This is a genomic window from Mesorhizobium sp. WSM4832 (assembly GCF_055811115.1).
Map to the genome: position 1 here is coordinate 290,383 of NZ_JBVVQH010000002.1, position 24,958 is coordinate 315,340.

Consider the following 24,958-nt stretch of genomic DNA (forward strand, 5'->3'; position numbering starts at 1 on the left):
GCCGTCAGACCTTCTCCTGCGTGTATTTCTTCAGCTCCGTGCGCGCCACCTGGCGCCGGTGCACAGCGTCCGGCCCGTCGGCCAGCCGCAGCGTCCTCAGATGTGTCCAGGAGCGGGCGAGCGGCGTATCCTGGCTGATACCTTGCGCGCCGAACATCTGCACCGCCTCGTCGGTGACTTTCAGCGCGACGCGGGGTGCCACAACCTTGATCTGGCTGATCCAGGGCGCGGCGGCGCGCGCATCGCCCTGGTCGATCATCCAGGCCGCCTTCAGGCAGAGCAGCCTCGCCATCTCGATCTCCATCCGGCATTCGGCAATGATGTCGAAATTGGCGCCGAGCTTTGCCAGCTTCTGGCCGAAGGCCTCGCGCCGCACCGAGCGCTGGCACAGCATCTCCAGCGCCATCTCGGCCTGGCCGATGGCGCGCATGCAGTGATGGATGCGGCCAGGCCCCAGCCGCCCCTGCGCGATCTCGAAACCCCTGCCCTCGCCCAAGATCAGGTTCGCCGCCGGCACCCGTACCTTGTCGAATCTGAGATGCATATGGCCGTGCGGCGCGTCGTCGTCGCCATAGACCTGCATGGGTCGCAGTTTGGTGATGCCCTTGCTGTCGGAGGGCACCAGGATCATCGAATGCCGGCGATGCTGCGGCTCCTCGTCCGAGCCGGTCCTGACCATGACGATATAGATGGCGCAGCGCGGATCGCCGGCGCCCGACGCCCACCATTTTTCCCCGTTCAGCACATAGTCGCCGCCCTGCCGTTCGCAGCGCATCGAAATGTTGGTCGCATCCGAGGAGGCGACCTCCGGCTCGGTCATCAGATAGGCGGAGCGTATCCGGCCCTCGAGCAGCGGCTCCAGCCAGTCCCGCTTATGCGTTTCCGATCCGTAACGCTCCAGCACTTCCATATTGCCGGTGTCGGGCGCCGAGCAGTTGAAGGTCTCGGCGCCGAGATGCGCCTTGCCCATCTCCTCCGCCAGATAGGCGTATTCGACGGTGGAAAGGCCGTAGCCGCGCTTGGAATCGGTCAGCCAGAAGTTCCACAGCCCGCGCTCCCGCGCCGTCTTCTTCAGGCCTTCCAGAATTTCCGTCTGCCTGGCCGTATAGGCCCAGCGGTCGCCATCCTTGCCGATCTCGGCGAGAAACTCTCCGCCGAGCGGCGCAATCTCGTCGCGCACCATCGCCGCCACCCGCTGATGGATTGGCTTCAGCCGTTCGGTCATGCCGAGATTCATATCCGCCATCGCTTCCGGCCTTTCCGAAGATAAATCTTTACCCGTGGCAAGGATGACCGTACTTCGGCTAGCCTTGTCAACGCGAGTCCTTGGGCGAGTCCCTGGCCGGGCGGAATGCGGAGGAATGCGATGAGCTACCTGGACAAGCTGTTCTCGGTTGCCGGCAAGACCGCGCTGGTAACGGGTGCGGCGACCGGCATCGGCCGCATGGTGGCAACCGGGCTGGTGCGCGCCGGCGCTCATGTGATGATCGCCTCGCGCAAGGGCGAGGATTGCACAAAAGTCGCCAACGAATTGAACTCACTCGGCGGCTCCGGCCAGGCCGAGGGTTTTGCGGGCGACGTGTCGAGCGAAGCTGGCATAGCGGCGCTCGTGGCCGAGGTCAAAGCGCGCACGGAGCGCCTGCACATCCTGGTCAACAATGCCGGCATTTCCTGGGGCGCGCCGCTGCGGGAATTCCCATACCATGCCTGGGCCAAGGTCTTCGGCGTCAACGTCACCGCCGTCTTCCATCTGACCAGGGAGCTCCTGCCGCTGCTCGATGCCGCCGCCAATGACGAGGATCCTGCCCGCGTGATCAATCTAGGCTCGGTGATGGGCAGCCAGCCGCTTGCCGATGACGCCTATTCCTACGCTGCCTCGAAGGCGGCGGTGCATCATTTGACGCGCACGCTGGCAATCGAGTTCGCCGCCCGCCGCATCACCGTCAACGCCTTTGCCCCCGGTCCTTTCCAGAGCCGGATGACGGCGTTTGCCACTGCCACCAAGGAGCAGGCGAAATATGTCGGCAACCATGTTCCGCTCGGCCGCATCGGCGTGGCGGATGACATTGCCGGCGCAACGCTCTATTTGTGCAGCCGTGCCGGAAGCTACGTCACCGGCGCCATCCTGCCGATCGACGGCGGCCAGTCGGTGCAGCATGGGATGACTTTGTTTAAGGAATAGCGCCCGGTTCAAGGAATCGTAATCCGGGCGGGGTGCGGAGGATATCAGCGTGGAACCGATCAGTCTGGATCTGCTTCTGGCAAGCGTCGGCAAGGAGGTCGGCGTCTCGCCCTGGCGAACGGTGACGCAGCGCATGATCGACCAGTTCGCCGACGCGACCGACGACCACCAGTTCATCCATTGCGATCCGGAGCGCGCCGAGCGCGAGACGCCGTTCGGCGGCACCATCGCGCATGGTTTCCTGTCGCTGTCGCTTTTGTCGGCAATGACCTTCGAGACCATGCCGCCGCTGGAAAACACCAAGATGGGCGTCAACCACGGCTTCGATACGCTGCGTTTCCTGGCGCCGGTAAAGACGGGCGCGCGCATCCGCACCCGCTTCGTGCTGGCGGACGCCAAGGTGAGGCCGTCCGGCTGGGTGCAGACGGCGCATGACGTGACCATCGAGATCGAAGGTTCGAAGAAGCCGGCGCTGACCGCCCGCTGGCTGACCCTGACCTTGATCGAGCGCCAGCCCGAGACCGCATGAGCGGCGACGCCGGTGCCATAGACCAGGCAGCGCTTGGGCCCTATCTCCAAGCGCATATCCCGGGTTTTGCCGGCCTGTCCTCGATTGAAAAATTCAAGTCCGGACAGTCCAATCCGACCTATCTCCTGACCGCCGCCAGCGGCCGCTATGTGCTGCGCGCCAAGCCGCCGGGACAGCTCTTGAAATCCGCGCATCAGGTCGACCGCGAGTTCCGCGTCATGCAGGCGCTGGCCGGCACGGCGGTACCGGTGCCGCGCACGCTGCATCTCTCAAGCGAGGGCACGCCGATCGGCCGTATGTTCTATGTGATGGAATATCTCGACGGCCGCATCTTTTGGGATCCCTCGCTGCCGGACGCTTCCGGCAATGAGGAGCGCGCCGCGATCTACGATGCCATGAATGCCACGCTTGCCGCCTTGCACGACGTCGATGTCGACGCCGTCGGTTTGAGCGATTTCGGCAGGCCCGGCAGTTATTTCGAGCGCCAGCTCGCTCGCTGGACCAGCCAGTACCGCGCCTCCGAAACCGGAACCATCGCCGACATGGACCGGCTGATTGCATGGCTTGAAACGCATATGCCGGCCGATGATGGCCGCGTTTCGCTTGTCCATGGAGACTATCGGCTCGACAACATGATATTCGCGCCGGACGCGCCGAGGGTCATTGCGCTGCTCGACTGGGAACTGTCGACGCTCGGCCACCCCTTTGCCGACCTCGCCTATCAATGCATGCAATGGCGTCTGCCGCATGCCTCGGGCTTTCGCGGTCTCGGCGGTGTCGGCCGCACCGCTGCCGGCCTGCCTTCCGAGGAGGCTTACGTCACCGCTTACTGCCGCAGGCGCGGCATCGAGGCGATCGACAACTGGACCTTCTTTCTGGCCTTTGCCTTCTTCCGGCTGGCAGCGATCTGCCAGGGCGTCTATCGCCGCGCGCTGGACGGCAATGCCTCCAATCCGGAAAAGGCAAAGACCTACGGCCAGGCGGTGAAGCTGATCGCGATGCTCGCGGCGGAGCTGCTCGACAGAAAGAACTGAAAACAGGGAGAGCCGAGCGATGGGCCGTTTCGATGGGATGACGGTGCTGATCACCGGTGCGACCGGCGGTCTCGGCAGCGGCACGGCAAGGGCCTTCGCTGCCGAAGGGGCGCGGCTGGTGCTTTCCGATCTTGACGGGCGGCGCTCGGCAGCTTCGCCGCAACGGCTTTCGTCTGCAATTGCGTTAACCGAAGAGTTTGAACGGACGTTGCGGAACCAGCCCGCTCACTTGTCCGTTTCCGTACAGCGTATATAATTTCATCAGGCAACCAACGACAAAGGCAGGCGGACATTGGCGCTGAGCGTTCAGAAACGCCGCGAAAAACAAAAGGCGGAGCTCCGCTCGGAACTGGTCGCAGCGGCTCACAAGCTTGTCCAGGAAGAAGGCTACGAGGGCCTCACCATCCGCAAGCTGGCCAAGCGCGTGGGCTACGCGCCGATGTCGGTTTATTCTTATTTCGCCGACAAGCAGGACATCCTGTTCGCGCTCGCCGAGGACGCCTTCGAAACGCTGGCGCGGCGCATTGAGGAGCACCCCGCCGACGATCCGATCGAGGCGCTCAAGGCGGTGATGACCGAATACGCCGCTTTCGGCCTTGGCAATCCCAACGAATACCGCACCGTCTTCATGACCGAGAAGACCAAGCTGCCGGAAGGGCGCAGCTATGAGGACATGGAAGAGGGCAACCCTGCCATGAAGGTGCTGATCAGCCGCGTCGAGGCCTGCGTTGCCGCCGGCAAGCTCAAAGGCGACCCGCGTGCCATCGCCACCATGCTTTGGACCGTCGGCCACGGCACGATCTCGCTCCTGATCACTTTCCCCTTCTACCCATTCGGTGACGCGCAGGCCTATGTGAAGCGCATGTGCGATTTCACGCTGGCGGGACTGTCGGCGCGCGACGTTCCTCCCCTCACCGACATCGACTGCTGACCGCTTTCGCCAGAGTTTGCGCTGCCGGCCGCTTGATTCGCGCGCCTGAATTCCTACGTTCAAAAAAAGTTGTCGTACGCGTACAGATTTCCTCTTGAATTCCGTTTCCAGCAGTCGTATGTGTACGTTGCATCGTACATGTACAAAAAGAGATGACTGGAGACGGAAAATGAAGAAGACAATCCTTACCCTCGCCACCGTGCTGGCTTTCTCGGGCGCCGCCTTTGCCGGCGCGAACCAGCCGGCCAAGCATGCTCCCGCTGCCTGCGCCCAGGCCAATGTGAAGCTCGACTGCGCCGCGACGGGTTCGGTCGAAAAGGCGGACGCCACCAAAACCCAGACGAAGAGCCAGAAGCTTGGCATCGACGTCAGCCCCTGGTTCGTGCCCGGCCTCTAAGCACTATCGGCAAGACCTCGAACGAAAACGGGCGGCACTTGGCCGCCCTTTTTCGTTTTATCCGTAGCCATGAGCGATCTGCCCAAGCCTATTTCTTACGCGGTTTCATTCCGGGCACCGTCTTGGCCTTGCCGGGCTTTGCCGGCCCGCCGGAAATGGAAGTTCCGGTGATCGACACCGGATCGCTGGCCGGGAATGTGTCCTCGAGGCCCTCCTCGAGTTCTTCTTCCTCGACCTCGCGATGCCTTTCACGCTCCAGCGATCGGACTGCCGGGGTTTTCTTTGGCGATTTCGGCACGGTCTTGGACGGCATCGGGCTTCTCCCTCGCGAGTCGCAGAAACGGCGCGAGACGGCAATCGTTCCTGCCCTCGCCCGTTTCGCATGGTCAGTGGCCGGGACTTCAGTTCGCCGCGTCGCTCGCCGCTTCCGACAGCAAAGTAAAGACATAGTCCGAGAAGGAACGCCAGCATTCCACCCGGAAAGCGTCGGGCGCCATGCGCAACAGCACGATCTCGGATTTGCCCAGAATGGTGCGCGAGGCCGCACCAACCGGAAATGCGTCGAGCGACAGGTCCTGCGGACAGCCGGCATTGACCGTCACGGCGGCCGCCGGTCCGGAGACCGAGATGGCGACATTGCGGTGCGAGATGCCGACCGCCGAATGCAGCGCCGTGACCTTGGCGCAGTCGGCGAGCGGATCGTTGCCGGCCTCGTCGATGATCAGCCATTCGTCCGGTCCGAGCCAAAGCGCCGTGCGCCCGTCCTTCGTCGCCGAGCTCTTCGGCTTGACCGGCAGCGTCACGCCGAGCGCCTTGGAAAGCGCCGCGAGCGAAGCCTGCGGCGCGCGCAGCGAGATGCGTTCGGCCGGCGGCAGCATCTCGACTTTCACGCCCGGGGCCGACAGCGTACGGCCGGCCAGTGCGGGACGCCGTTCCACCGACGGTGCGGTCACGGCGGCTTTCGTCTTTGCTGCGGCCTTAGCCATTGAGGTGCTCCCCCTTCTCGTCGACGAACACCATGCCGGTGACCTCCGCCTCGATCGTGCCGTTCGGCATCGGCACATAGAGCGTCTGTCCCATGCGGTCGCGGCCGCCGGCGACCAGCGCCAGCGCGATCGAGCGGCCGCAATTTTCCGACCAGTAGCTGGAGGTGACGTGACCGATCATCTTCATCGGGATAGGCTGCTTGGGATCCGCGACGATCTGCGCGCCTTCTTCCAATACGACCTTCGGATCCTTGGTCTTCAGGCCGACAAGCTGCTTGCGGCCCTTCGCCGCCAGGTCCGGCCGGGTCAGGCCGCGAATGCCGACGAAGTCGGTCTTCTTCTTGCCGACCGCCCAGTCGAGCCCGGCGTCGTTCGGCGTCACCGTGCCGTCGGTGTCCTGGCCGACGATGATGTAGCCCTTTTCGGCGCGCAGCACGTGCATCGACTCGGTGCCGTAGGCGGTCGCGCCATGCTTCTGGCCTTCGGCCCAAAGCGCTTCCCAGACAGCCTCGCCATAGTCGGCCGGCACGTTGACCTCGAAGCCGCGCTCGCCGGTGAAGGACATGCGGAACAGCCTCGTCGGCACGCCGCAGATCTTGCCCTCGCGCACCGACATATGCGGCATCGCCCCGTCCGACATGTCGATGCCTTCGACCAGCGGCGCGATGATGTCGCGAGACCTCGGTCCTTGCACGGCAATGACGGCCCATTGCTCGGTGATCGAGGTCAGCCAGACATTGAGATGCGGGAATTCGGTCTGGAGGTAGTCCTCCATGTGGTTCATGACGCGCGGCGCGCCGCCGGTCGTCGTCGTCACATGGAAGCGGTCTGGCGCGAGCCTGCCGACGACACCGTCGTCATAGATGAAGCCGTCCTCGCGCAGCATGATGCCATAGCGGCAGCGGCCGGTTTCAAGCTTCTCCCACGGGTTGGTGTAGAGCAGTTCCATGAACTTCGCCGCGTCCGGCCCGACGACCTCGATCTTGCCGAGCGTCGAGGCATCGAACAGGCCGCCCACTTTTCGCACCGTCACGCATTCGCGGTCGACGGCGGCGTGCATGTCCTCGCCGGCCTTGGGGAAATACCAGGCGCGCTTCCAGTGGCCGACATCCTCGAACACCGCGCCATGGGCGGCAGCCCAGGCATGCGTCGCGGTCTTACGCGTCGGATCGAACAGCGGACCCCGCGCGTGTCCGACGATCGAGCCGAAGGTCACCGGCGTGTAGGGCGCGCGGAACGTGGTGAGGCCGACCTGCGGGATCGGCTTGCCGAGTTCCTCGGCGGCGATCGCCAGGCCATGCATGTTCGACGTCTTGCCCTGGTCGGTCGCCATGCCATTTGTGGTGAAGCGCTTGACATGCTCGATCGAGTGCATGCCTTCATGCACCGCCTGGCGGATGTCCTTGGCGGTGACGTCGTTCTGGAAATCGACAAAGGCCTTGACGGTTGTGCCCGGCCCGGCGCCGGGCGCTGCGCCCAGCATCCCGCGCGACCAGCTCTCGCTGGCATCGATCTTCGGCTCGGCGCCCTTGCCCGCCTTGCCGCTGGAATCCTTGCCGCCGGCGTCCTTCGCCGCCTTGGCGCCGGCCGCGTAAGCCTCGTCGACCGAGGCCGCCAATCCGTCGGTGCCGTCGCAGGCGCCGACCGAGACGCAGTCCTGCGCGTAGGTGCCCGGCACGAAGCGCTTGGTCTCGTCGTTGAAGGCGACCTTGCCGCGCGACTGCGAGAACAGATGCACCGACGGCGTCCAGCCGGCCGACATCAGGATGGCGTCGACCGGGATGGTCCGTTCGCCGCCGCCGTTCTTCGGCTGCACGGTCATCGACGACACGCGCAGCTTTCCGCCGGCGCTGACCACGGCGCGGCCGAAATTGATCTCGATGCCGAGGCCCCTCGCCTCGTCGATTACCGGTCCCGACGGATTGTCTCGCAGGTCGACGATTGCCGCGATGTTGATGCCGGCCTTCTTGAGGTCGATCGCGGCGGCATAGGCGGAATCGTTGGCCGTGTAGACGCCGACATTCCTGCCGACCGCGACGCCGTAGTGGTTGAGGTAGGTGCGCGCCGCCGAAGCGAGCATGACACCCGGCCGGTCGTTGTTGGCGAACACCATGTGGCGTTCGATGGCGCCGGTCGCGATCACCACGCGCCTGGCGCGGACCTGCCAAAGACGTTCGCGTGCGAGTTCGCGGCCCGGGCTCTTGAGATGGTCGCTGACCCGCTCGACCAGGGCGACGAAATTCTGCGCGTAATAGCCGAAAGCAGTCGTGCGCGACAGCACGCGCACATTGTCCATGGCCTGGAGCCTGGCGATCGCGCTTTGAGCCCAGGCATAGCCGGCCTCGCCATCGATCCTGGCGCCGCTCTCGAAACGCAGGCTGCCGCCGAATTCGGCCTGCTCGTCGCAGAAGATCACCCGCACGCCCGTTTCCGCCGCGGCGAGTGCGGCTGCAATGCCGGCAGGTCCGCCACCCAGCACCAGCACCTCGCAATGGGCGTAGCGCGCGGCATAATGGTCCGGATCGGGCTTGTCGGGAGAAACGCCAAGGCCGGCCGCCGCGCGGATCTTCGGCTCGTAGAGGTTCTTCCAGGCCGACTTCGGCCACATGAAGGTCTTGTAGTAGAAGCCGGCCGAAAACAGTGGCGACGCGATGTCGTTGACCGCGCCGACGTCGAAGGCGAGCGATGGCCAGCGGTTTTGCGAGTTGGCCGTCAACCCGCCATAGAGTTCCTGCACGGTCGCCCGCACGTTCGGCGTCTTACGCGCATCGTCGCGCACGATCTGCACCAGCGCGTTGGGCTCTTCCGCGCCGGCCGACAGGAAACCGCGCGGCCGGTGGTACTTGAAGGAACGCCCGACCAGGTGCACGCCATTGGCGAGCAGCGCGGAAGCCAGCGTATCGCCCTCGATGCCGGTGTAGGACTTATCGTCGAAGCTGAAGGAGGCGGTCCTGGCCTGGCTGAGGCGACCGGTGCCGGAGATGCGGAACGCGGCGTTCATTTCGAGGCTCCAGGCAGCTTCGCGGGCTTCGGCTCGCCGGCCTTGTAGGTCATGACGAACTTGTCGGTGACGGTGTCGCGAACCGCGTTGAAGAAGCGCGCGCAGCCATGGATATGCCGCCAGCGCTCGTAGATGACGCCCTTCGGGTTCGCGCGGATGAAGAAGAATTTCTCGAAATCGTCGTCGCTCTCGCCGGCAATGTTGGCCGAGCGCGCGATATGCGCCTCGCCGGCATTGCGGAACTCGAGTTCCGGGCGCTCTTCCTCGCAATAGGGGCAGCGGATGAGAAGCATTTGGGTGATCCTAAAACTTGCCGTGACCGACGCGCTCGCCGGCCGGTTGATCGCAAGGCGGCTGAGGGGCCGTTTGCGCCATCGTCAGTGCGCCACCGCCGCGGCCGCCGCCTCGTCGATGAGACGGCCGGTGCGGAAGCGCTCGAGCGTGAAGGGGGCGTTGATGGGATGCGGGTCGTCCTTCGCGATCGTATGCGCAAATACATGACCCGAACCCGGCGTCGCCTTGAAGCCGCCCGTGCCCCAGCCGCAATTGACATAGAGGCCCTTGACCGGCGTCTTCGCCAGGATCGGCGAGCGGTCTGGCGTCACGTCGACGATGCCGCCCCAGGAGCGCAGCATCTTCATGCGCGTGAAGATCGGGAACATCTCGCAAATGGCGTCCAGCGTGTGCTGCAGGATGTGCAGGCCGCCGGTCTGCGAATAGGAGACGTACTGGTCGGTGCCGGCGCCGATGACGAGCTCGCCCTTGTCCGACTGCGAGATATAGGCGTGCACGGTGTTCGACATCACCACGCAAGGAACGACCGGCTTGACCGGCTCCGACACCAGCGCCTGCAGCGGGTAGCTCTCCAGCGGCATGCGCACGCCGGCCATGTTCATGATGACGGACGAATGGCCGGCCGCGACCACGCCGACCTTCTTGGCGCCGATGAAGCCGCGCGTCGTCTCGACGCCGCTCACCGCGCCGTTGGCCGCGCGCTTGATGCCGGTGACCTCGCAGTTCTGGATGATGTGCACGCCGCGCGCCGAGGCGCCGCGCGCATAGCCCCAGGCGACCGCGTCGTGGCGCGCCGTGCCGCCGCGCCGCTGCAACGCCGCGCCCATCACCGGATAGCGCGCTTCCCTGGAGATGTTGAGCGGCGGGCAGAATTCCCTCGCCTGCTCCGGCGTCAGCCATTCATTGTCGATGCCGTTGAGGCGGTTGGCGTGGACATGCCGCTTCAGCACCTGGACGTCATGAACGTTGTGCGCCAGCATCATGACGCCGCGCGCCGAATACATGACGTTGTAGTTGAGCTCCTGGCTGAGCCCGTCCCACAGCTTCAGCGCATGGTCGTAGATGCCGGCGCTTTCGTCATAGAGATAGTTGGAGCGGATGATGGTGGTGTTGCGGCCGGTGTTGCCGCCGCCGAGCCAGCCCTTTTCCAGCACCGCGATGTTGGTGATGCCGTGCTCGCTCGCCAGGTAATAGGCAGTCGCCAGGCCATGCCCGCCGGCGCCAACGATGATGACATCGTATTCCTTCTTCGGCTCGGGCGATGTCCACTGCTCTTCCCAGCCCTTGTGGCCGCGCATCGCCTCGCGGGCAATGGCGAATACCGAGTATTTCTTCACGTTCCAGCCTCGCGCCAGTAGCTTTCGCGGATTCGCGGCCGGGCATCCCTGTCCCGGCTTGCGAGGTGTATCACTAGCGAAACCACGCTGCCATCCTTGCGCTGTTTGCGACGGCGCTTGCCGCTTTGCGCCACAGTCAAACGAAGCATCCGATCTGGCTTCGGCGGCTGTCTTCGGCGACACTCCCTGTCGCGTGACACTAATGCATGTCGCCCGGAAGCGCGCAGCGGTTCTGGGCGACATGCATCAAACAATGACTTAGAGCGTCGCCTGAATCCGTTTCAGCGCGACGCGCTTTTAGAGGACAATGATGGGTAACGCCTGGTGGAATCTGACCCTGCGCTTTCTGCTCGAGCTTTCTGCGCTGCTTGGCCTCGGCATGGCCGGCTGGAGTTTTCCCGCCGGGTTCGAGCGCTGGATTCTAGCAATCGCCTTGCCGATCGTCGCGGCCGTGTTGTGGGGCACCTTCGCGGTGCTCAACGATCCGAGCCGATCGGGCCGGGCTCCGGTGCCGGTGCCGGGTGCCGTCAGGCTGGTGCTGGAACTTGTCATACTGTTCGGCGGCGCTGCTGGGTTCTATCTGGCCGGCTACGCGGCAGCGGGCATTGTCACGGCTCTGCTGATTGTCCTCAGCTACGCCTTCTCACTGGACCGGCTGGGTTGGCTGTTGCGGCAGTAGAGCAACCCCGGCCTTGGCGGGTTTCGGGTGGCCGCGGCCATCCTCATTTGCGACCTCACATCCAACCGCCGGCAAGCCCGGCACAAAAGGAAGGATGTCGAAAAATGTTCGCGCTCACAGATAAGGTCGCCATCGTCACCGGCGCCAGTTCCGGCATCGGCCGCGCCACCGCCAGGCTGTTCGCCGGGCAAGGCGCGATGCTCGTCGTCGCGGCGCGCCGTCAGGCCGAACTCGACACGCTGGTCGACGAAATCGAAGCGGCCGGCGGCTCGGCGGCAGCACTTGCCGGCGATGTAAGGGACGAGGCCTATGCGAAGGCGCTCGTCGAACTCGCCGTCGCAAGGTTTGGCGGCCTCGACATTGCCTTCAACAATGCCGGCGCCGTCGGCGTGATGGCGCCCGTTCCCGACATGGCGCCGGCGACGTGGCAAGAGACGATGGACACCAACCTGACCAGCGCCTGCCTCGCCGCCAGGCACCAGATACCGGCCATGCTGAAACGCGGCGGTGGATCCCTGATCTTCACCTCGAGCTTCGTCGGCTACACCGCCGGAATACCGGGCATGGCCGCCTATGCCGCCGCCAAGGCCGGCCTGATCGGGCTGACGCAGGTTCTGGCCGCCGAATACGGCCCAAGGGGATTGCGCGTCAACGCGCTATTGCCCGGCGGCACCGATACACCCGCGGCGACGTTCAAGACGCCGGAATCGCGGACATTCGTCGAAAACCTCCATGCCTTGAAGCGCGTCGCCCGGCCGGAAGAGATCGCCCGCTCGGCGCTCTACCTTGCCTCCGACGCCTCGAGCTTCACCACCGGCGCGGCGTTGTTCGCCGATGGCGGGGTCTCTATCAACCGGACGTGACCCCGGTTGGCCTCGAGCAGATGTGCTCATCCGCTAAAATTCTACGGCTGCGGTCTTGCATTCCGGTCCGTTTTGACGATTTTCGTTTCCCGTCGAAAACGGACCGGAACGATGCTGCTGATCAAGACCTATGTCGCGCAGAGCGCAATCGAAGGCGTCGGCGTCTTCGCCGCCGAGCCGATCCGCAAAGGCGCTTCGATCTGGCGGCTCGATCTCGATTTCGATCGTCTGATCCCGATGGAAAAATATGAAGCCGCGCCCCCGCATCTGAGGGAGCTGCTCGACCGCTACGCCTATCCAAGCCCGGACAAGCCAGGCTTCATGGTCTATGAGGTCGACAATGGCCGCTTCATGAACCACTCGGAGCGGCCGAACACGGATTTTTCGCAATATGGCGGCGCCACGGCGACACGGGATATCGCGGCCGGCGAGGAAATCACCTGCGACTACGGCGAGTTTTTCGAGGATTTCGCGCGCCTCCATCTGGCGACGGCTTAGGTCGAGCGCCGCCCGATTTGCGGCGCGCTTGCAATTTGGTCCTTCGCCACTCAATCGGCAGTGGACAGAGCAGCCTGATTCTGCTATCAGCCGCCACAATTCGTGGTGCAACTCGCCGCGGAGGCATGTCAGCTATTGCTGTTTTGCCTGAAGATTTCAAACCCGAAGACAGGATTGCCCGTGCAGGTACTCGTCCGCGATAACAACGTTGATCAGGCGCTTCGCGCGCTGAAGAAGAAGATGCAGCGCGAAGGTATTTTCCGCGAAATGAAGATGCGCGGTCACTACGAGAAGCCGTCCGAGAAGCGTGCCCGCGAGAAGGCGGAAGCCGTGCGCCGCGCCCGCAAGCTGGCCCGCAAGCGCGCCCAGCGCGAAGGCCTGCTGCCGATGACCCCGCGCCCGGCTCCGGCTGGTGCCGCCGGCGCATCGCGCTCGCCGCGCTCATAACGCCTATTTTTCGTCCTTTTCGAAGGATACCGAGGGTGGCGCGATGCGGAATCGCCGCCACCTTTTTATTTATGCATGGATGCCGGTTCGGAGAGGGAACGGACTGACGGCGCTGCGGCAGTGAGGACAAAGATGAACGCAATTACCGTGGAGCGCAGAGCCGCTTTTCGCGGCTTCGCCCTGACGGCGGCCCTGCTTTCGGGCCTGGCGCTTGCAGCATGCCAGACGGCCCCGACGGGCGAGTTCAACTCAGTCGACAAGGCGCAAGGGTCGAGCGAGAACATCTCCTCGCTTTCGGCGGTCATCCAGCGCAATCCGCAGGATCCCGAGGGCTACAATGTGCGCGGCTCGGCCTATGGCCGCGGCGGCCAGTACCAGGCGGCGCTGAAGGACTTCAACCAGGCCATCCAGCTCAACCCGAACTTCTACCAGGCCTATTCGAACCGCGCGCTGATCCAGCGCTTCCTCGGCAATCAGGACGCAGCGCTTGCCGACTACAACCGGTCGATCCAGATCAACGCCAATTACGACGCCGCCTATATCGGCCGAGGCAATCTCTACCGTAAGGCGGGCCGCACCCAGGATGCCTTCAACGATTTCCAGAAGGCGATCCAGCTCGATACCACGGACGCGCGCGCCTACCACAATCGCGGTCTGATCTATCAGAGCCAGGGTCAGCACAAATTCGCCATCGAGGATTTCTCGACTGCCATCTCGCTGGCGCCGGACGCCGCCGAGCCCTACAACGGCCGCGGCCTCTCCTATCTGGCGACAGGCGACGAAGACAACGCCTTCTCCGACTTCAACATGGCCATCAAGCTCGACGGCAAGAACGCCGAGGCCTGGGCCAACCAGGCGCTGATCTATGAGCGGCGCGGCGACAAGGTAAAGGCGGCCAAGGCCTACCGCGAGGCTATCCACCTCGACCCGAACTACCAGCCGGCCAAGGACGGCCTGTCGCGCACCGGTGGCAACGCCAGCTGACCGGAAACTGACGCCGGAACGGCTATTTTGCGCGGCCCGCCGCGCCGGCGGCCGCCTTATCGCGGCACGGAGACGCCGATAGCGATCCGTTAACCGCCAAGGGCGATGCGTTAACCCTCGCCATGTTCGCGCCAAGTTTTCGGCGGAACGCTCCGCGCACCTCGATCGTTTCAAGCCGGGGCCAAAATTTCGCGAAAGGACCTTTCCAATGATCAAAACACTTGCCTGTGCCGCTGCCGCGCTTGCCGCCACGGTCCTCGCTTCTCCGGTCAGCGCCGGCACGCTCCGGCTCGGCACGCTCGATTGCTCCATCGACGGCGGCGTCGGCTACGTCATAACGTCGAACAAGGGCGTGTCCTGCGTCTTCCGGCCCTCTCATCGCGGATCGCCCGAGATTTACACCGGGATGATCTCCAAGCTCGGCGTCGATCTCGGCAAGACGCATCAGGGCCAGCTCGTCTGGGCGGTCCTGGCCGCCACCCCAAGTCATGATGCGGGCGACCTCGCCGGTAGTTATTACGGTGTCAATGCCGAGGCGAGCGTCGTGACCGGCGGCGGCGCCAACGTCCTGGTCGGCGGATGGAACAGCGCCTTCATGCTGGAGCCGCTCAGCGTCCAGGCGCAGACCGGCGTCAACCTGGCCGTCACTGTGGCCTCGCTAGACCTCGTCCACTCCTACAAATAGCGGCCACGACCACGGCATTCCGCGGGGCCGCGCCTGACAAGGGGCGCGGTCTTCTCGGCATATATGCCGCCACCCGTCACAGTTGGAAACACAAGCACGCGCGGGATTATCAATTGCGTGTGGCGACTTTGCTTGTCCTGTGCTATCAAGCTGAGATGTTGGTGGCCATCGCCGGCAGAGGGGTAGCCTCCCAACGGATGCAAAGACATCGTTGACTGCAATTTTTGTTGCAGATGAGGGGGCTGTGGTGGATTTCATCGAGCAGTTATTCGGATTTTCGCCTGACGGCGGCTCAGGATCTTTCGAACTTCTTCTGATCCTTGCACCGTTCTTGGTTGCTGCGATCTGGTTCTATATGCGTCGGCAACGACGCTGACGGCCCGAGACAGGCCGTGAACCCGGTCCCCAAAATACTGGAGTTCCTGAAGGCGATCGTCGATGCCTTCAAGCATTGGCCGGACAATTTGCGCCGGATAGCCGGCCAGATTTGCGCGCTCGTCAGGTTGCTTTGGGAACGAGCCAAGCTTCCCAGCCGGCTCGACCGAAGCGGACCGCAGCGCTGCGTCAAGATCAGCGATCCCGCTTACAAGCGGCCGGACCCTTTGATCTACGCCCAGTATTATCTGATGGGCCAGAGTCTCGCTGTCACCTGGGACAATCCGGATATCGAGATCAAGCGCGGCGGTATCACCGTTCCGCCGCACATGCTGGAGCCGGACACCGAATATGAGGTCGTCGCGCGTATCTGGAACAACTCGACCGAGGCACCGGTCGTCGATCTCCCGGTGAAGTTCTCCTATCTAAGTTTCGGCATCGGCACCACCTCGACCTGGATAGACGAGACAAAGACCGATCTCGGAGTCAAAGGCGGCGCAAATCACCCGGCCTTTGCTTCGGTCAAATGGCGGACGCCGGCCGAACCCGGTCATTACTGCATCCAGGTCCTGCTCGATTGGCTCGACGACGTGAACCCCAACAACAACCTCGGGCAGGACAACACCACCGTCGGCATCGCCCATTCTCCGGCAAAGTTCGAGTTCCGTCTGCGCAACGGCGAACGGGAACGGACCGAGTTTCGGCTTGAAGCCGACACCTATGCGTTGCCTGAATTACCAGTCTGCGGCGAGCGGCCCCGCCCGAAGCCAGCCCGGCGGCCGCTGCGCACCTTTCCCGGCACCATCGCGGCAGTGCCTGCCGGCCATACCCGCCAGGCACATCCCATTCCAGCCGGCTGGCTTGTCACCTTCGATCCTGCGCAAGCCGCCCTCGGTCCCGGGGAAGAGATCCCCGTCATCGTCAATATCGAGCCGCCTGCCGGCTTTGCCGGCCGCAAGGCGGTCAACGTTCATGCCTTCTCGGCTCGCGGACTTGCCGGCGGCGTGACGCTTTATGTCGAACGGTAGGAACCGCCATGGCTTACCGGCAATACACAAAATGCATCTCGGTCGGAAATCATGTCGGCAAGCAATATGCGCAGGTGATCATCGCCGCTGCCGCAGTCGCGCTGCCGCTGATCCTGGTCGGCGTCGTTGCCGGACCGGCGGTCCTGCTGGTCGCGCTCGCTGCGATCCTGGCATACTGCCGCTGGTGGCTTTACGATCGGCTGATCTGCCTCGGCGGCGACGAATGCGCAATCGGCTGGCTGCTCAAGATCGATCCACCCGAAGAGAAGTCCGGTCTCGATCGCTTCGATACCGACTACAGTCTCAATCTGGTTCCGGGAAACGTGCTTGAATTCACGCCGCAGGCCGAGGCCGAGAAGATCCCGCCGCTCGGACGCCTGATCGCCAACACGCCCGCAATCCAGAACGCCGGCCTCGATTGGCAGGGACTGGAGGCACGCCAATGGGCCAACGATGACCCTACTGCGGTGCTTCATTGCGAATTCGAAGGAGCCGGCGTCTACGACCTGATGATCGCGTGCCTCGCCGCGATCCCTGTGGCCACCGCCGCGGTGGTGGCCTGCGCCATTCCCTTCTTCGGTTGGATCGCATGTGCGATCCTCACGGTCATCGCAGCGGCAATTGTCATAGTCGGTGGCATCGTTGGCATTCTCGACACAGCCAATCCAACCGATCTCGACGAAAATCTCGGCGACCTTCATGTCAATGACCCGACGAGGCGGGGTGCCGACATCCTGTTCGTCCAGGGGACGTGGGTCTATGATTCTGCCCACGAAGGATGGAATGAAATCCACCCGATCAAGCACTGTCAGAAGATCGGCACCTGGAACGGCAGTTGGAATGAAACTCCGATTCCAGACGGTAGCCCTGCCCGTTGGTGCGAAGCCGTGAATTCGGCTGGCTCGCCACTAACCGTCGCAGCCCAGCAGGATCCGGAAAACCAGTGGACCATACACCCTGCCATCGACGGCTGCCGACATGAATCCGAAGCGGGGCCGAGCCCAATTCACTGATGTCCCGAATTTGGTTTCGCGAGCATTCATCTTCCCATGGCAAATGATCCGACGTGATCTCGTAGGGGTGTTCGCCAGCCGCTCAGCGTCCAGACCCAGACGGGTCTCAACATCGCCATCGGCGTCAGCCAGTTCCAGTTGCGCAGCACGGCGAACTAACTGCCTGCTGCCGCAAAAAGAATTCGCTTGAGCTCAAGTCTGGTTCAGGTTCTAGAGACATGCCCGACATGAAATCGGGAGAGAGTCTTGAATACGGAATCGGAAAACAGGGTCGACTGGCGGGCGCTGTGGGCGAGCGGCGACCTGGCGCGCTTCTGCTTCATCAATCTCGGCATCCTGCTTTACGCCACCAACGAGACGATGGTGGCGACGGTGATGCCGGCGATGGTCGGCGACCTGGACGGCGTGCAGCTTGTCGGCTGGTCGCTGGCGATCTACGAGCTTGGCGCCATCACCGCAGGTGCCGCGGCCGGGCGACTTGTCAGCTATATCTCGCTGCGCAGCAACATGACGGTCGCTGCCCTGCTTTACGCGGCCGGTGCGCTGGTGAGCGCCGTCGCGCCTTCGATGACCCAGTTCCTCGCCGGGCGGCTGATCGAAGGCCTAGGCGGCGGCGCGCTGGTGTCGCTGGCGTTTGTCTCGGTCGAGAGGTTGTTTCCGCGCAGCATCTGGCCACAGCTTTTCGGCGTGATGTCGGCGATCTGGGGCATCGCCGCCTTCAGCGGCCCGATGATCGGCGCGATCATGGTTGAGCTTCTGTCCTGGCGCTGGGCCGTGGGCATCTTCACCCTGGGCGGCATCGCGGTCGCGCTTGCCAGCCTCACCGTTCTCAACACCGCCGAGGCATCGCGACCGCAGGCATCGGGCAATGCCGCGCCGCCCTTCCCCTATGGCGCCCTCGCCTGCCTTGCCGTCAGCGTGGTCTTGATAGCGACCGCCGGTGTCGACATCGCCCTGCTGCGCTCATCGCTCCTGCTTTGCCTTGGCCTGGCCGGCCTGGCGCTGTTTATTTGGGTCGACGCGTTGAGACCGCGGTCGCGGCTGTTCCCGTCAAATCTGTTTTCGTGGCGCGCGCCCGTCGGCACGGGCATGACAATGGTCGCCGCCTTTTCGGTGGCGACCTGTTCCTTCGGCATATACGGACCGCTGCTTCTGACCACGCTGCACGGCATACCGCTGCTTACCAGCGGCTACATCATCGCCGCCGAGTCGATCTCCTGGTCGATCCTGTCGATCCTCGTCGCCAACGCTCCGCCGGCGCGCGAGCGGTCGATCATCCTCGTCGGTGCGCTGATGATAGCCTGCGGCATCGCCGGCTTCGCCTATACGATCCCTGCCGGCTCGATCCCGCTGATCCTGTTCTGCGCCCTTTTGCAGGGCGGCGGCTTCGGCGTCGCATGGCCATTCCTGACCCGCATCATCGTGGCGTCGGCGGCGCCGGACGAGCAAACCATCGCCTCGGCCGCCGTGCCGACCATGCAGCGCATCGGCTATGCCGTCGGCGCCGCCCTTGCCGGCATCATCGCCAATGCCAGCGGCTTCTCCGAAGGGCTGAACCGCGATGCGGCCGCTTCTGTCGCCGGCTGGCTGTTTCTGGCCTTCGTGCCGCTCGGCGTTTTCGGGTGCCTGGCGGCGCTGAGGATCTATTCGGCAGCGAACCGGCCGCGACTTGCGGCGGGTTGACGCCGCCGCCCCAAAGCTCAGACCACAAGGGTCTGCTGCAACCGCTCCGCAATCAGCGCGGCAAGCCGCGCCGCAACCTCGTCCTTGCCCATTTCCGGCCATTCCTCGACGCCGGTCCTGGAGACGATGCGCACCTTGTTGCGGTCGCCGCCCATCACGCCGGACGGGCCGATGCCGCTTTCATGCGAGACGTCATTGGCGACGATGAAGTCCGCGCCCTTTTTCTTGAGCTTGGCCTCGGCATTGGCGACAAGGTCCTGTGTCTCGGCGGCGAAGCCGACGACAAGGGCCGGCCTCCGGGCGTGGTGGCCAATCCCGGCCAGGATGTCGGGATTCTCGACCATCTGCAGCGACGGCGGTCCCTCGCCCGCAACCTTCTTGATCTTCTCGCCGGCGGCGTTCGCCGTGCGCCAGTCGGCGACCGCCGCGACGAACACGGCGGCATCCGCCGGCAACAGGCTTTCGACCGCTTGCTTCATCTGCGCGGCTGTTTCCACATGGATGGTGGCGATACCGGCCGGATCGGCGATGGTAACCGGGCCGGAGACGAGCCGCACATCGGCGCCGAGCTTCGCAAGTGCGGCCGCGATAGCATGGCCCTGCTTGCCCGATGAGCGGTTGGCGATGTAGCGCACCGGGTCGATCGGCTCATGCGTCGGCCCCGAGGTGACGATGATCCTGCGGCCGGAAAGGGGCTTCGTTTTCTCGTCGAGCATCGCCTCGATCGCGGCGACGATCTCCAGCGGCTCGGCCATGCGGCCCTCGCCGGCTTCGTTGCTTTCGGCCATCTCGCCTTTGGCGGGGCCGACAAAGGCGACGCCGTCCTCCTGCAGCGTCGCCCGGTTGCGGCGTGTTGCCGGATGCGCCCACATCTTCGGGTTCATCGCCGGCGCCATCAGCACCTTCTTGTCGGTGGCCAGAAGCACCGTCGAGGCAAGGTCGTTGGCATGGCCGTTGGCAAGCTTCGCCATCAGGTCGGCGGTAGCGGGCGCAACGACCAGCAGGTCGGCTTCGCGCGACAGCCTGATATGGCCGACATCGTGCTCGTCATTGCGATCGAACAGTTCGGTGAAGACATGGTCGGCCGAAAGCGCGCCGACCGACAGCGTGGTGACGAATTCCTGCGCGGCAGCCGTCATGACGACCCTGACCGACGCGCCGCGCTCGCGCAGGCGCCGGATCAGGTCGAGCGCCTTGTAGGCAGCAATACCGCCGCCGATGATAAGCAGGATGCGTTTGCCGGAGAGGGTTTTTTGCGTTTCCACAGGCTGACTGCCTGCAGATTGGCTTCGCCGCGGCGGCTCAATATCAAAACCGCCATGCGGCTCGACCAAGCCGCGGATCGCCGCATAGAGGGTCTCGCCCTCGAGCGCGGCACCCGCGGACAGAACGCTTTTGGCGAGGGCGTCGCGCGCCTCTTCTTCCATCGACACGCCGCGCGCCGCGGCACGCTCGCGCAATCTCTGCTTCACGTCGTCAGCCAGATTGCGGACAGTAATGGTGCCCATGATTCCGCTCCTCACCATCAACAATCACGGAGGCGCTTGCAATGCTAGCAGCCCTTGCTAGCATTGCAAGCAGTCAGAGCAACTTCCAGGCAATGTAGATCAACGTCAGCGCGATCACCCACAGCGCGACGCGCCCGGAGCGGGTGTGCCGCGCCTCGGCCTTGCCGATGGCGTGCGCGGTCGCCTCGTCGAAGCGCAGGCCGTTCTCGGCCATCAGGTCGATTTCGCGCGACAGCCGCTCGGTGCGGGCCGCGATGTCCGGCACCTGCCTCGCCAGCGCCACCAGCGCCTTGCCGGCGTCGCGCGCGTCGGTGAGCATACCGCGTGGCCCGAGATTGCCGGCGATCCAGTCGCTGACCACGGGCTCCGAGGTCTTCCACATGTTGAACGCGGGATCGAGCGTGCGAGCGACGCCTTCGACCACCACCATGGTCTTCTGCAGCAGGATCAGTTCTGGCCGCGTCGCCATATCGAACAGCTCGGTGACCTCGAACAGCAGCGTAAGCAGCTTCGCCATCGAGATGGTCTCGGCCGACTGGCCGTGGATCGGCTCGCCGATGGCGCGGATCGCCTGCGCGAAGGCCGACACATTGTGCTGGCGCGGCACGTAGCCGGCCTCGAAATGCACCTCGGCCACGCGCTGATAGTCGCGCACGATGAAGCCGTAGAGGATCTCGGCGAGGAAGCGCCGCTCTTTCCTGCCGAGCCGGCCCGCAATGCCGAGATCGACGGCGACGATGGTGCCGTTCGCCTCGACGAACAGGTTGCCCGGATGCATGTCGGCGTGGAAGAAGCCGTCGCGCAGCGTGTGCCTGAGGAACGACTGGATGAGACTGGCGGCGATCGCCTTGAGATCGTGACCGGCGGCGGCAAGTCCGGCGATGTCGTTCATCTTGACGCCGTCGATCCACTCCATGGTGAGCACATCGCGGCCGGTCCGTTCCCAGTCGACCGCGGGCACGCGAAAGCCCGTATCGTCCTTGGTATTCTCGCCGAGTTCGGAGAACGCCGCCGCTTCCAGCCGCATGTCCATCTCGACCTTAGTGGTCTGCGCCAGCGTCTGGGTCACCTCGACCGGGCGCAGCCGGCGCGACGAGGGGATGTATTTCTCCTGCAGGTGGGCGGCAAGGAAATAGCTTTCGAGATCCTGGAAGAAACGGTGCCGCACCCCGGGCCGGATCACCTTCACCGCGACGCGCGAAGCGGTGCCCTCGCGAACGACTTCGGCCTCGTGCACCTGCGCGATCGAGGCGGCGGCGACGGGATTTCCAAAACTGGCATAGAGATCGCCGATCTTGCGCCCGAGCGAGGCTTCGATCGCGTGAATCGCCTCCGCCTTCGGGAACGTATGCATCTTGTCCTGCAGGAGCGCGAGGTCGAGCGCCATGTCGTTGCCGACGACATCGGGTCGCGTCGCCAGGAACTGGCCAAGTTTGACATAGGAAGGTCCGAGCCGCACCACGGCGCGCGCCAGCCTGTCGCCGCGCTGATAGCTCAGCGCCCGGCGGCGGGTGAAAAGCCGCGCCACGCGCCAGCCGAATTTTGGCATGCCGGAGAGTTCTTCGCCCGGCAACGCCGCGACGACGCCCTCGCGGACCAGCACCCAGCCGGCCCGGGCGAGCCTGAAGGCGGCGGCGACGCTGCTCATGATCCGGCCTGCTTCAAACCGTCCCGCCTCAAAGCTTCCAGCCGGAATGAAGGGCGGCAATGCCGCCCGAATAGTTGCGGAAAGTGACGCGGTCGAAGCCGGCGCGGGCGATCATCGCCGCGAAATTCTGCTGGTTGGGGAACTTGCGGATGGATTCGACGAGATAGGAATAGGGCTCGCCGTCGCCGGTCACCGCCTTGCCGATCTTGGGGATCGCGTTGAACGACCAGGCCTCATAGGCCTTGTCGAGCAGCGGCATGTCGACTTCGGAGAATTCGAGGCAGAGGAACCGCCCGCCCCGCTTCAGCACGCGATAGGCTTCGGCAAGCGCGACCTCGATGCGCGGGACGTTGCGGATGCCGAACGCGATCGTATAGGCATCGAAGGTAGCGTCCTCGAAAGGCAGCGCCTCGGCATTGGCCTCGACGAAGTCGGTGTTTGCCGCAAGTCCCTGCTTCTCGGCGCGGTCGCGGCCGACGGCCAGCATCGAGCCGTTGATGTCGAGCACGGTGGCATGGGCCTGGCGCTGACTGGCCTCGACGATGCGGAAGGCGACATCGCCGGTGCCCCCGGCCACATCGAGCACCTTCCAGCCCGGCCGCTTCGGCGGGTTGAGCCAGGTGACCATCGCGTCCTTCCACAACCGATGCAGCCCAGCCGACATCAGGTCGTTCATGAGGTCGTATCGGTTGGCCACCTTGTGGAAGACGTCGTTGACGAGGGGCTGCTTCTCGCCTTCCCCGACCTTCCTGAAACCATAGGAAGTTTCCATGCCGCCTGCGGCCGTGGTTCTCTCAACTGACATTATTTTGATCCGTCATAAAACCGGCGGGACCATAGCCGATCGATGGTGCCGACGCTATTGTCCAGGGCGCGGTTTTCGGCCGCGCCTTCAAGACGGGTCCGGGACGTGCTTCGCATGATTTTCCGGTCAGAATCTGTGCCAGAACAGCGTACCGGACGGGATGACCGCATGATTTTGAAGGCCGAACTGCATTGCCACATCGAAGGGGCGGCAGCGCCCGAGCTCGTCGTCAGCCAGGCCCGCAAATACGGCAAGGATCCATCGCCCTATATCCGCGACGGCTCGTTTGTCTGGCACGATTTCACCTCGTTTCTCGCCGCCTACGATTTTGCTTCCGACCTGTTTCGCACGGAAGAGGACTATGCGCGCCTCGCCGACCATTACCTGACCAGCCTCGCCCGCGATGGCGCCATCTACTCCGAGATCTTCACCTCGCCGGACCATGCGAAAAAGGCCGGGCTCTCGCCGAAGGCCTATACGGATGCGCTGGGTGAAGGCATGGCCCGCGCCAGGGCCAAGACCGGCATCGAAGGCCGCATGATCGTCACCGGCGTGCGCCATATCGGGGTCGAGGCGATCGAGCAGGCGGCGCGCTTCGCGGCGCGCTGCGGCCATCCGCTGGTGACAGGCTTCGGCGTCGCCGGCGACGAGCGCATCGGCGACTTCGAGGACTATGTGCGCGCTTTCGAGATCGCGCGCGAGGCGGGCCTCGGCATCACCATCCATGCCGGCGAGCTGATGGGCTGGGAAAGTGTAGCGGCGGCCCTCGACCACATCCGCCCCTCGCGCATCGGCCATGGCGTGCGCGCCATCGAGAACCCGGACCTCGTGCGGCGCATCGCCGCCGAGGGCGTGGTGCTGGAATGCTGCCCCGGCTCCAACATCGCGCTGAAAGTGTTCGACAGCTTCGCCGACCATCCCTTTCCGGCGCTGCGCGCCGCCGGCTGCAAGGTGACGCTCAACTCCGACGACCCGCCCTATTTCTGGACGTCGCTGAAGCGCGAATACGATATCGCCGCCGAGCATTTCGCCATGAACGACAAGGCGCTTGCAGGGATCACCAGAACGGCCATCGAGGCGGCCTTCGTGGACAAGAAGACCAAGGCGATGCTGCTGGGCCGGTTGGACGTGAAGCTGCGGTGAGTAGGGAATAATGAGTAGTCAGTAGTGAGTTGGCCGTGCTCGCATCGCGCGGTGAAGGCTGGCGCTTTCCCCCAGTCAGGGACTCGCAAATCGGCTCACTATTCACTACTCACTATTCCACTACCCACTGCGAACCAGTCGGAGCACATCATGCAGGGCGTCACCGTCGTCGACCACCCCCTTGTCCAGCACAAGCTGACCATCATGCGCAAGAAGGAGACCTCGACGGCCGGCTTCCGGCGGCTGCTGCGCGAGATCTCGCTGCTGCTCGGCTACGAGGTGACCCGCAACCTCGAACTGACCACGACCATGATCGAGACGCCGATCGAGGAGATGGAGGCGCCGACGCTCGAAGGCAAGAAGCTGGTCTTCGCCTCGGTGCTGCGGGCCGGCAATGGCCTGCTCGAAGGCTTGCTCGACCTGGTGCCGGCGGCACGCGTTGCCCATATCGGCCTCTACCGCGACCATGAAACGCTGGAAGCAATCGAATATTTCTTCAAGGCGCCGAGCGATCTTGCCGACCGTCTGGTGATCGTCGTCGATCCGATGCTGGCGACCGCCAATTCGGCGATCGCCGCGATCGACAAGCTGAAAGGCCGCGGCGCCACCAACATCCGCTTCCTCTGCCTGCTTGCCGCCCCGGAAGGCATCGAGCGCTTTACCAAGGCGCATCCGGATGTGCCGATCTTTACCGCCTCGATCGACCGTCAGTTGAACGACAAGGGTTACATCATGCCCGGCCTCGGCGACGCCGGCGACCGCATGTACGGGACAAAGTGAGCGCCCTTCTTTACCGCCTGTTTACGCAAGCTTGCGGTTCCGGCGCGCGTTAAAGCCGCAAACACCATGTCGGCTTAAGGATGCAGCCTTCGCGAGCAATTCCAGGGAAAGTGCAAGGCAGTCTTCCG

At 64.2% G+C, this 24,958-nt stretch carries 27 protein-coding genes and 1 pseudogene; 19 read left to right on the top strand and 9 right to left on the bottom strand.

The features are described from left to right. Positions 1-4 precede the first annotated feature (4 nt). Positions 5-1,246 carry an acyl-CoA dehydrogenase family protein gene (locus AC0L2L_RS04435; protein ID WP_473576438.1) on the bottom strand — a complete coding sequence of 414 codons (1,242 nt, stop codon included), beginning with the start codon at positions 1,244-1,246 and terminating at the stop codon, positions 5-7. Positions 1,247-1,366: 120 nt separating this feature from the next. Here AC0L2L_RS04435 and AC0L2L_RS04440 point away from each other — a divergent pair, with 120 nt between their 5' ends. The 6 genes from AC0L2L_RS04440 to AC0L2L_RS04465 all read left to right on the top strand — a co-directional run bounded on the left by AC0L2L_RS04440 (position 1,367) and on the right by AC0L2L_RS04465 (position 5,073). Beyond that, positions 1,367-2,182: an SDR family oxidoreductase gene (locus AC0L2L_RS04440; RefSeq protein WP_473576440.1), complete on the top strand. Its 816-nt coding sequence runs from the start codon at positions 1,367-1,369 to the stop codon at positions 2,180-2,182. A 43-nt stretch (positions 2,183-2,225) separates the two neighbouring features. Beyond that, complete coding sequence (locus AC0L2L_RS04445) at positions 2,226-2,711, top strand: MaoC family dehydratase (RefSeq protein WP_027165240.1); 486 nt, start codon at positions 2,226-2,228, stop codon at positions 2,709-2,711. Beyond that, positions 2,708-3,745 (top strand): phosphotransferase family protein, encoded by a 1,038-nt coding sequence (locus AC0L2L_RS04450; protein ID WP_473576442.1) that lies wholly within the window; start codon positions 2,708-2,710, stop codon positions 3,743-3,745. The genes AC0L2L_RS04445 and AC0L2L_RS04450 overlap by 4 nt, the downstream gene beginning before the upstream one ends. 19 nt (positions 3,746-3,764) lie before the next feature. Further along, complete coding sequence (locus tag AC0L2L_RS04455) at positions 3,765-4,001, top strand: SDR family NAD(P)-dependent oxidoreductase (RefSeq protein WP_473576444.1); 237 nt, start codon at positions 3,765-3,767, stop codon at positions 3,999-4,001. Positions 4,002-4,037: 36 nt separating this feature from the next. Further along, positions 4,038-4,676, top strand: coding sequence for a TetR/AcrR family transcriptional regulator (locus tag AC0L2L_RS04460; protein WP_027165243.1), 639 nt, complete (start codon positions 4,038-4,040; stop codon positions 4,674-4,676). Positions 4,677-4,845: 169 nt separating this feature from the next. Then, the gene (locus AC0L2L_RS04465) at positions 4,846-5,073 is read left to right on the top strand and encodes a DUF680 domain-containing protein (protein ID WP_473576446.1); all 228 of its coding nucleotides are present in this window, start codon (positions 4,846-4,848) and stop codon (positions 5,071-5,073) included. A gap of 88 nt (positions 5,074-5,161) precedes the next feature. Here the strand turns inward: AC0L2L_RS04465 and AC0L2L_RS04470 are convergent, their stop codons facing one another. The 5 genes from AC0L2L_RS04470 to AC0L2L_RS04490 all read right to left on the bottom strand — a co-directional run bounded on the left by AC0L2L_RS04470 (position 5,162) and on the right by AC0L2L_RS04490 (position 10,691). After that, on the bottom strand, positions 5,162-5,386 hold the full coding sequence (locus tag AC0L2L_RS04470; RefSeq protein WP_473576448.1) for a hypothetical protein: 225 nt from the start codon (positions 5,384-5,386) through the stop codon (positions 5,162-5,164). A gap of 88 nt (positions 5,387-5,474) precedes the next feature. Beyond that, on the bottom strand, positions 5,475-6,059 hold the full coding sequence (locus AC0L2L_RS04475) for a sarcosine oxidase subunit gamma (RefSeq protein WP_473576449.1): 585 nt from the start codon (positions 6,057-6,059) through the stop codon (positions 5,475-5,477). Next, positions 6,052-9,060: a sarcosine oxidase subunit alpha gene (locus AC0L2L_RS04480; protein WP_473576450.1), complete on the bottom strand. Its 3,009-nt coding sequence runs from the start codon at positions 9,058-9,060 to the stop codon at positions 6,052-6,054. The genes AC0L2L_RS04475 and AC0L2L_RS04480 overlap by 8 nt, the downstream gene beginning before the upstream one ends. Continuing rightward, positions 9,057-9,353: a sarcosine oxidase subunit delta gene (locus AC0L2L_RS04485; RefSeq protein ID WP_473576452.1), complete on the bottom strand. Its 297-nt coding sequence runs from the start codon at positions 9,351-9,353 to the stop codon at positions 9,057-9,059. The genes AC0L2L_RS04480 and AC0L2L_RS04485 overlap by 4 nt, the downstream gene beginning before the upstream one ends. An 84-nt stretch (positions 9,354-9,437) precedes the next feature. After that, on the bottom strand, positions 9,438-10,691 hold the full coding sequence (locus AC0L2L_RS04490) for a sarcosine oxidase subunit beta (RefSeq protein WP_473576453.1): 1,254 nt from the start codon (positions 10,689-10,691) through the stop codon (positions 9,438-9,440). Positions 10,692-11,001: 310 nt separating this feature from the next. Between AC0L2L_RS04490 and AC0L2L_RS04495 the strand changes: the two genes are divergently transcribed. From AC0L2L_RS04495 to AC0L2L_RS04545, 11 genes and pseudogenes are all read left to right on the top strand, one after another. Beyond that, positions 11,002-11,370 (top strand): YrdB family protein, encoded by a 369-nt coding sequence (locus AC0L2L_RS04495; protein ID WP_473576454.1) that lies wholly within the window; start codon positions 11,002-11,004, stop codon positions 11,368-11,370. Positions 11,371-11,474: 104 nt separating this feature from the next. Further along, on the top strand, positions 11,475-12,233 hold the full coding sequence (locus tag AC0L2L_RS04500; protein WP_473576456.1) for an SDR family oxidoreductase: 759 nt from the start codon (positions 11,475-11,477) through the stop codon (positions 12,231-12,233). A 111-nt stretch (positions 12,234-12,344) separates the two neighbouring features. After that, positions 12,345-12,731, top strand: a complete 387-nt coding sequence (locus AC0L2L_RS04505) for an SET domain-containing protein (protein ID WP_473576458.1) — start codon at positions 12,345-12,347, stop codon at positions 12,729-12,731. A 180-nt stretch (positions 12,732-12,911) separates the two neighbouring features. Continuing rightward, on the top strand, positions 12,912-13,178 hold the full coding sequence (gene rpsU / locus AC0L2L_RS04510) for a 30S ribosomal protein S21 (RefSeq protein ID WP_027165252.1): 267 nt from the start codon (positions 12,912-12,914) through the stop codon (positions 13,176-13,178). Positions 13,179-13,310: 132 nt separating this feature from the next. Continuing rightward, complete coding sequence (locus tag AC0L2L_RS04515; RefSeq protein ID WP_473576459.1) at positions 13,311-14,162, top strand: tetratricopeptide repeat protein; 852 nt, start codon at positions 13,311-13,313, stop codon at positions 14,160-14,162. A 208-nt stretch (positions 14,163-14,370) separates the two neighbouring features. Continuing rightward, positions 14,371-14,847 (top strand): DUF992 domain-containing protein, encoded by a 477-nt coding sequence (locus AC0L2L_RS04520; RefSeq protein ID WP_473576460.1) that lies wholly within the window; start codon positions 14,371-14,373, stop codon positions 14,845-14,847. 211 nt (positions 14,848-15,058) lie between these two features. Next, a complete protein-coding gene (locus AC0L2L_RS04525) occupies positions 15,059-15,223 on the top strand; it encodes a hypothetical protein (protein WP_473576462.1) in 165 nt (54 codons plus the stop codon). A gap of 16 nt (positions 15,224-15,239) precedes the next feature. Next, complete coding sequence (locus AC0L2L_RS04530) at positions 15,240-16,250, top strand: COG1470 family protein (RefSeq protein ID WP_473576463.1); 1,011 nt, start codon at positions 15,240-15,242, stop codon at positions 16,248-16,250. A gap of 8 nt (positions 16,251-16,258) precedes the next feature. Next, positions 16,259-17,263, top strand: a complete 1,005-nt coding sequence (locus AC0L2L_RS04535) for a hypothetical protein (protein ID WP_473576464.1) — start codon at positions 16,259-16,261, stop codon at positions 17,261-17,263. Positions 17,264-17,338: 75 nt separating this feature from the next. Next, positions 17,339-17,422, top strand: a pseudogene (locus AC0L2L_RS04540) (DUF992 domain-containing protein); the annotation flags it as partial. A gap of 87 nt (positions 17,423-17,509) precedes the next feature. Continuing rightward, the gene (locus tag AC0L2L_RS04545; protein WP_473576465.1) at positions 17,510-18,946 is read left to right on the top strand and encodes an MFS transporter; all 1,437 of its coding nucleotides are present in this window, start codon (positions 17,510-17,512) and stop codon (positions 18,944-18,946) included. Positions 18,947-18,963: 17 nt separating this feature from the next. Here AC0L2L_RS04545 and coaBC read toward each other — a convergent pair whose 3' ends face one another. The 3 genes from coaBC to ubiE all read right to left on the bottom strand — a co-directional run bounded on the left by coaBC (position 18,964) and on the right by ubiE (position 22,907). Beyond that, on the bottom strand, positions 18,964-20,454 hold the full coding sequence (gene coaBC / locus AC0L2L_RS04550) for a bifunctional phosphopantothenoylcysteine decarboxylase/phosphopantothenate--cysteine ligase CoaBC (protein WP_473576466.1): 1,491 nt from the start codon (positions 20,452-20,454) through the stop codon (positions 18,964-18,966). A gap of 73 nt (positions 20,455-20,527) precedes the next feature. Continuing rightward, entirely contained in the window at positions 20,528-22,102 is a 1,575-nt protein-coding gene (gene ubiB, locus AC0L2L_RS04555) for a 2-polyprenylphenol 6-hydroxylase (protein ID WP_473576467.1), read from the bottom strand. A gap of 28 nt (positions 22,103-22,130) precedes the next feature. Continuing rightward, positions 22,131-22,907 (bottom strand): bifunctional demethylmenaquinone methyltransferase/2-methoxy-6-polyprenyl-1,4-benzoquinol methylase UbiE, encoded by a 777-nt coding sequence (gene ubiE / locus AC0L2L_RS04560; RefSeq protein ID WP_473576468.1) that lies wholly within the window; start codon positions 22,905-22,907, stop codon positions 22,131-22,133. A 168-nt stretch (positions 22,908-23,075) separates the two neighbouring features. Between ubiE and AC0L2L_RS04565 the strand changes: the two genes are divergently transcribed. Together AC0L2L_RS04565 and upp are read left to right on the top strand one after the other, a co-directional pair. Continuing rightward, the gene (locus AC0L2L_RS04565) at positions 23,076-24,050 is read left to right on the top strand and encodes an adenosine deaminase (protein ID WP_473576469.1); all 975 of its coding nucleotides are present in this window, start codon (positions 23,076-23,078) and stop codon (positions 24,048-24,050) included. A 150-nt stretch (positions 24,051-24,200) separates the two neighbouring features. Then, positions 24,201-24,830, top strand: a complete 630-nt coding sequence (upp, locus tag AC0L2L_RS04570; protein WP_473576470.1) for a uracil phosphoribosyltransferase — start codon at positions 24,201-24,203, stop codon at positions 24,828-24,830. Positions 24,831-24,958: the final 128 nt, after the last annotated feature.

Bases quoted from the DNA above. Each gene is read 5' to 3' on its own strand.
- ubiB (WP_473576467.1), bottom strand. From the start codon at position 22,102: ATGAGCAGCGTCGCCGCCGCCTTCAGGCTCGCCCGGGCCGGCTGGGTG.
- AC0L2L_RS04475 (WP_473576449.1), bottom strand. From the start codon at position 6,059: ATGGCTAAGGCCGCAGCAAAGACGAAAGCCGCCGTGACCGCACCGTCG.
- ubiE (WP_473576468.1), bottom strand. From the start codon at position 22,907: ATGTCAGTTGAGAGAACCACGGCCGCAGGCGGCATGGAAACTTCCTAT.
- AC0L2L_RS04470 (WP_473576448.1), bottom strand. From the start codon at position 5,386: ATGCCGTCCAAGACCGTGCCGAAATCGCCAAAGAAAACCCCGGCAGTC.
- AC0L2L_RS04515 (WP_473576459.1), top strand. From the start codon at position 13,311: ATGAACGCAATTACCGTGGAGCGCAGAGCCGCTTTTCGCGGCTTCGCC.
- AC0L2L_RS04465 (WP_473576446.1), top strand. From the start codon at position 4,846: ATGAAGAAGACAATCCTTACCCTCGCCACCGTGCTGGCTTTCTCGGGC.
- upp (WP_473576470.1), top strand. From the start codon at position 24,201: ATGCAGGGCGTCACCGTCGTCGACCACCCCCTTGTCCAGCACAAGCTG.
- AC0L2L_RS04495 (WP_473576454.1), top strand. From the start codon at position 11,002: ATGGGTAACGCCTGGTGGAATCTGACCCTGCGCTTTCTGCTCGAGCTT.
- AC0L2L_RS04480 (WP_473576450.1), bottom strand. From the start codon at position 9,060: ATGAACGCCGCGTTCCGCATCTCCGGCACCGGTCGCCTCAGCCAGGCC.
- AC0L2L_RS04535 (WP_473576464.1), top strand. From the start codon at position 16,259: ATGGCTTACCGGCAATACACAAAATGCATCTCGGTCGGAAATCATGTC.
- AC0L2L_RS04455 (WP_473576444.1), top strand. From the start codon at position 3,765: ATGGGCCGTTTCGATGGGATGACGGTGCTGATCACCGGTGCGACCGGC.
- AC0L2L_RS04440 (WP_473576440.1), top strand. From the start codon at position 1,367: ATGAGCTACCTGGACAAGCTGTTCTCGGTTGCCGGCAAGACCGCGCTG.
- AC0L2L_RS04450 (WP_473576442.1), top strand. From the start codon at position 2,708: ATGAGCGGCGACGCCGGTGCCATAGACCAGGCAGCGCTTGGGCCCTAT.
- AC0L2L_RS04565 (WP_473576469.1), top strand. From the start codon at position 23,076: ATGATTTTGAAGGCCGAACTGCATTGCCACATCGAAGGGGCGGCAGCG.
- coaBC (WP_473576466.1), bottom strand. From the start codon at position 20,454: ATGGGCACCATTACTGTCCGCAATCTGGCTGACGACGTGAAGCAGAGA.
- AC0L2L_RS04520 (WP_473576460.1), top strand. From the start codon at position 14,371: ATGATCAAAACACTTGCCTGTGCCGCTGCCGCGCTTGCCGCCACGGTC.
- AC0L2L_RS04485 (WP_473576452.1), bottom strand. From the start codon at position 9,353: ATGCTTCTCATCCGCTGCCCCTATTGCGAGGAAGAGCGCCCGGAACTC.
- AC0L2L_RS04505 (WP_473576458.1), top strand. From the start codon at position 12,345: ATGCTGCTGATCAAGACCTATGTCGCGCAGAGCGCAATCGAAGGCGTC.
- AC0L2L_RS04435 (WP_473576438.1), bottom strand. From the start codon at position 1,246: ATGGCGGATATGAATCTCGGCATGACCGAACGGCTGAAGCCAATCCAT.
- AC0L2L_RS04500 (WP_473576456.1), top strand. From the start codon at position 11,475: ATGTTCGCGCTCACAGATAAGGTCGCCATCGTCACCGGCGCCAGTTCC.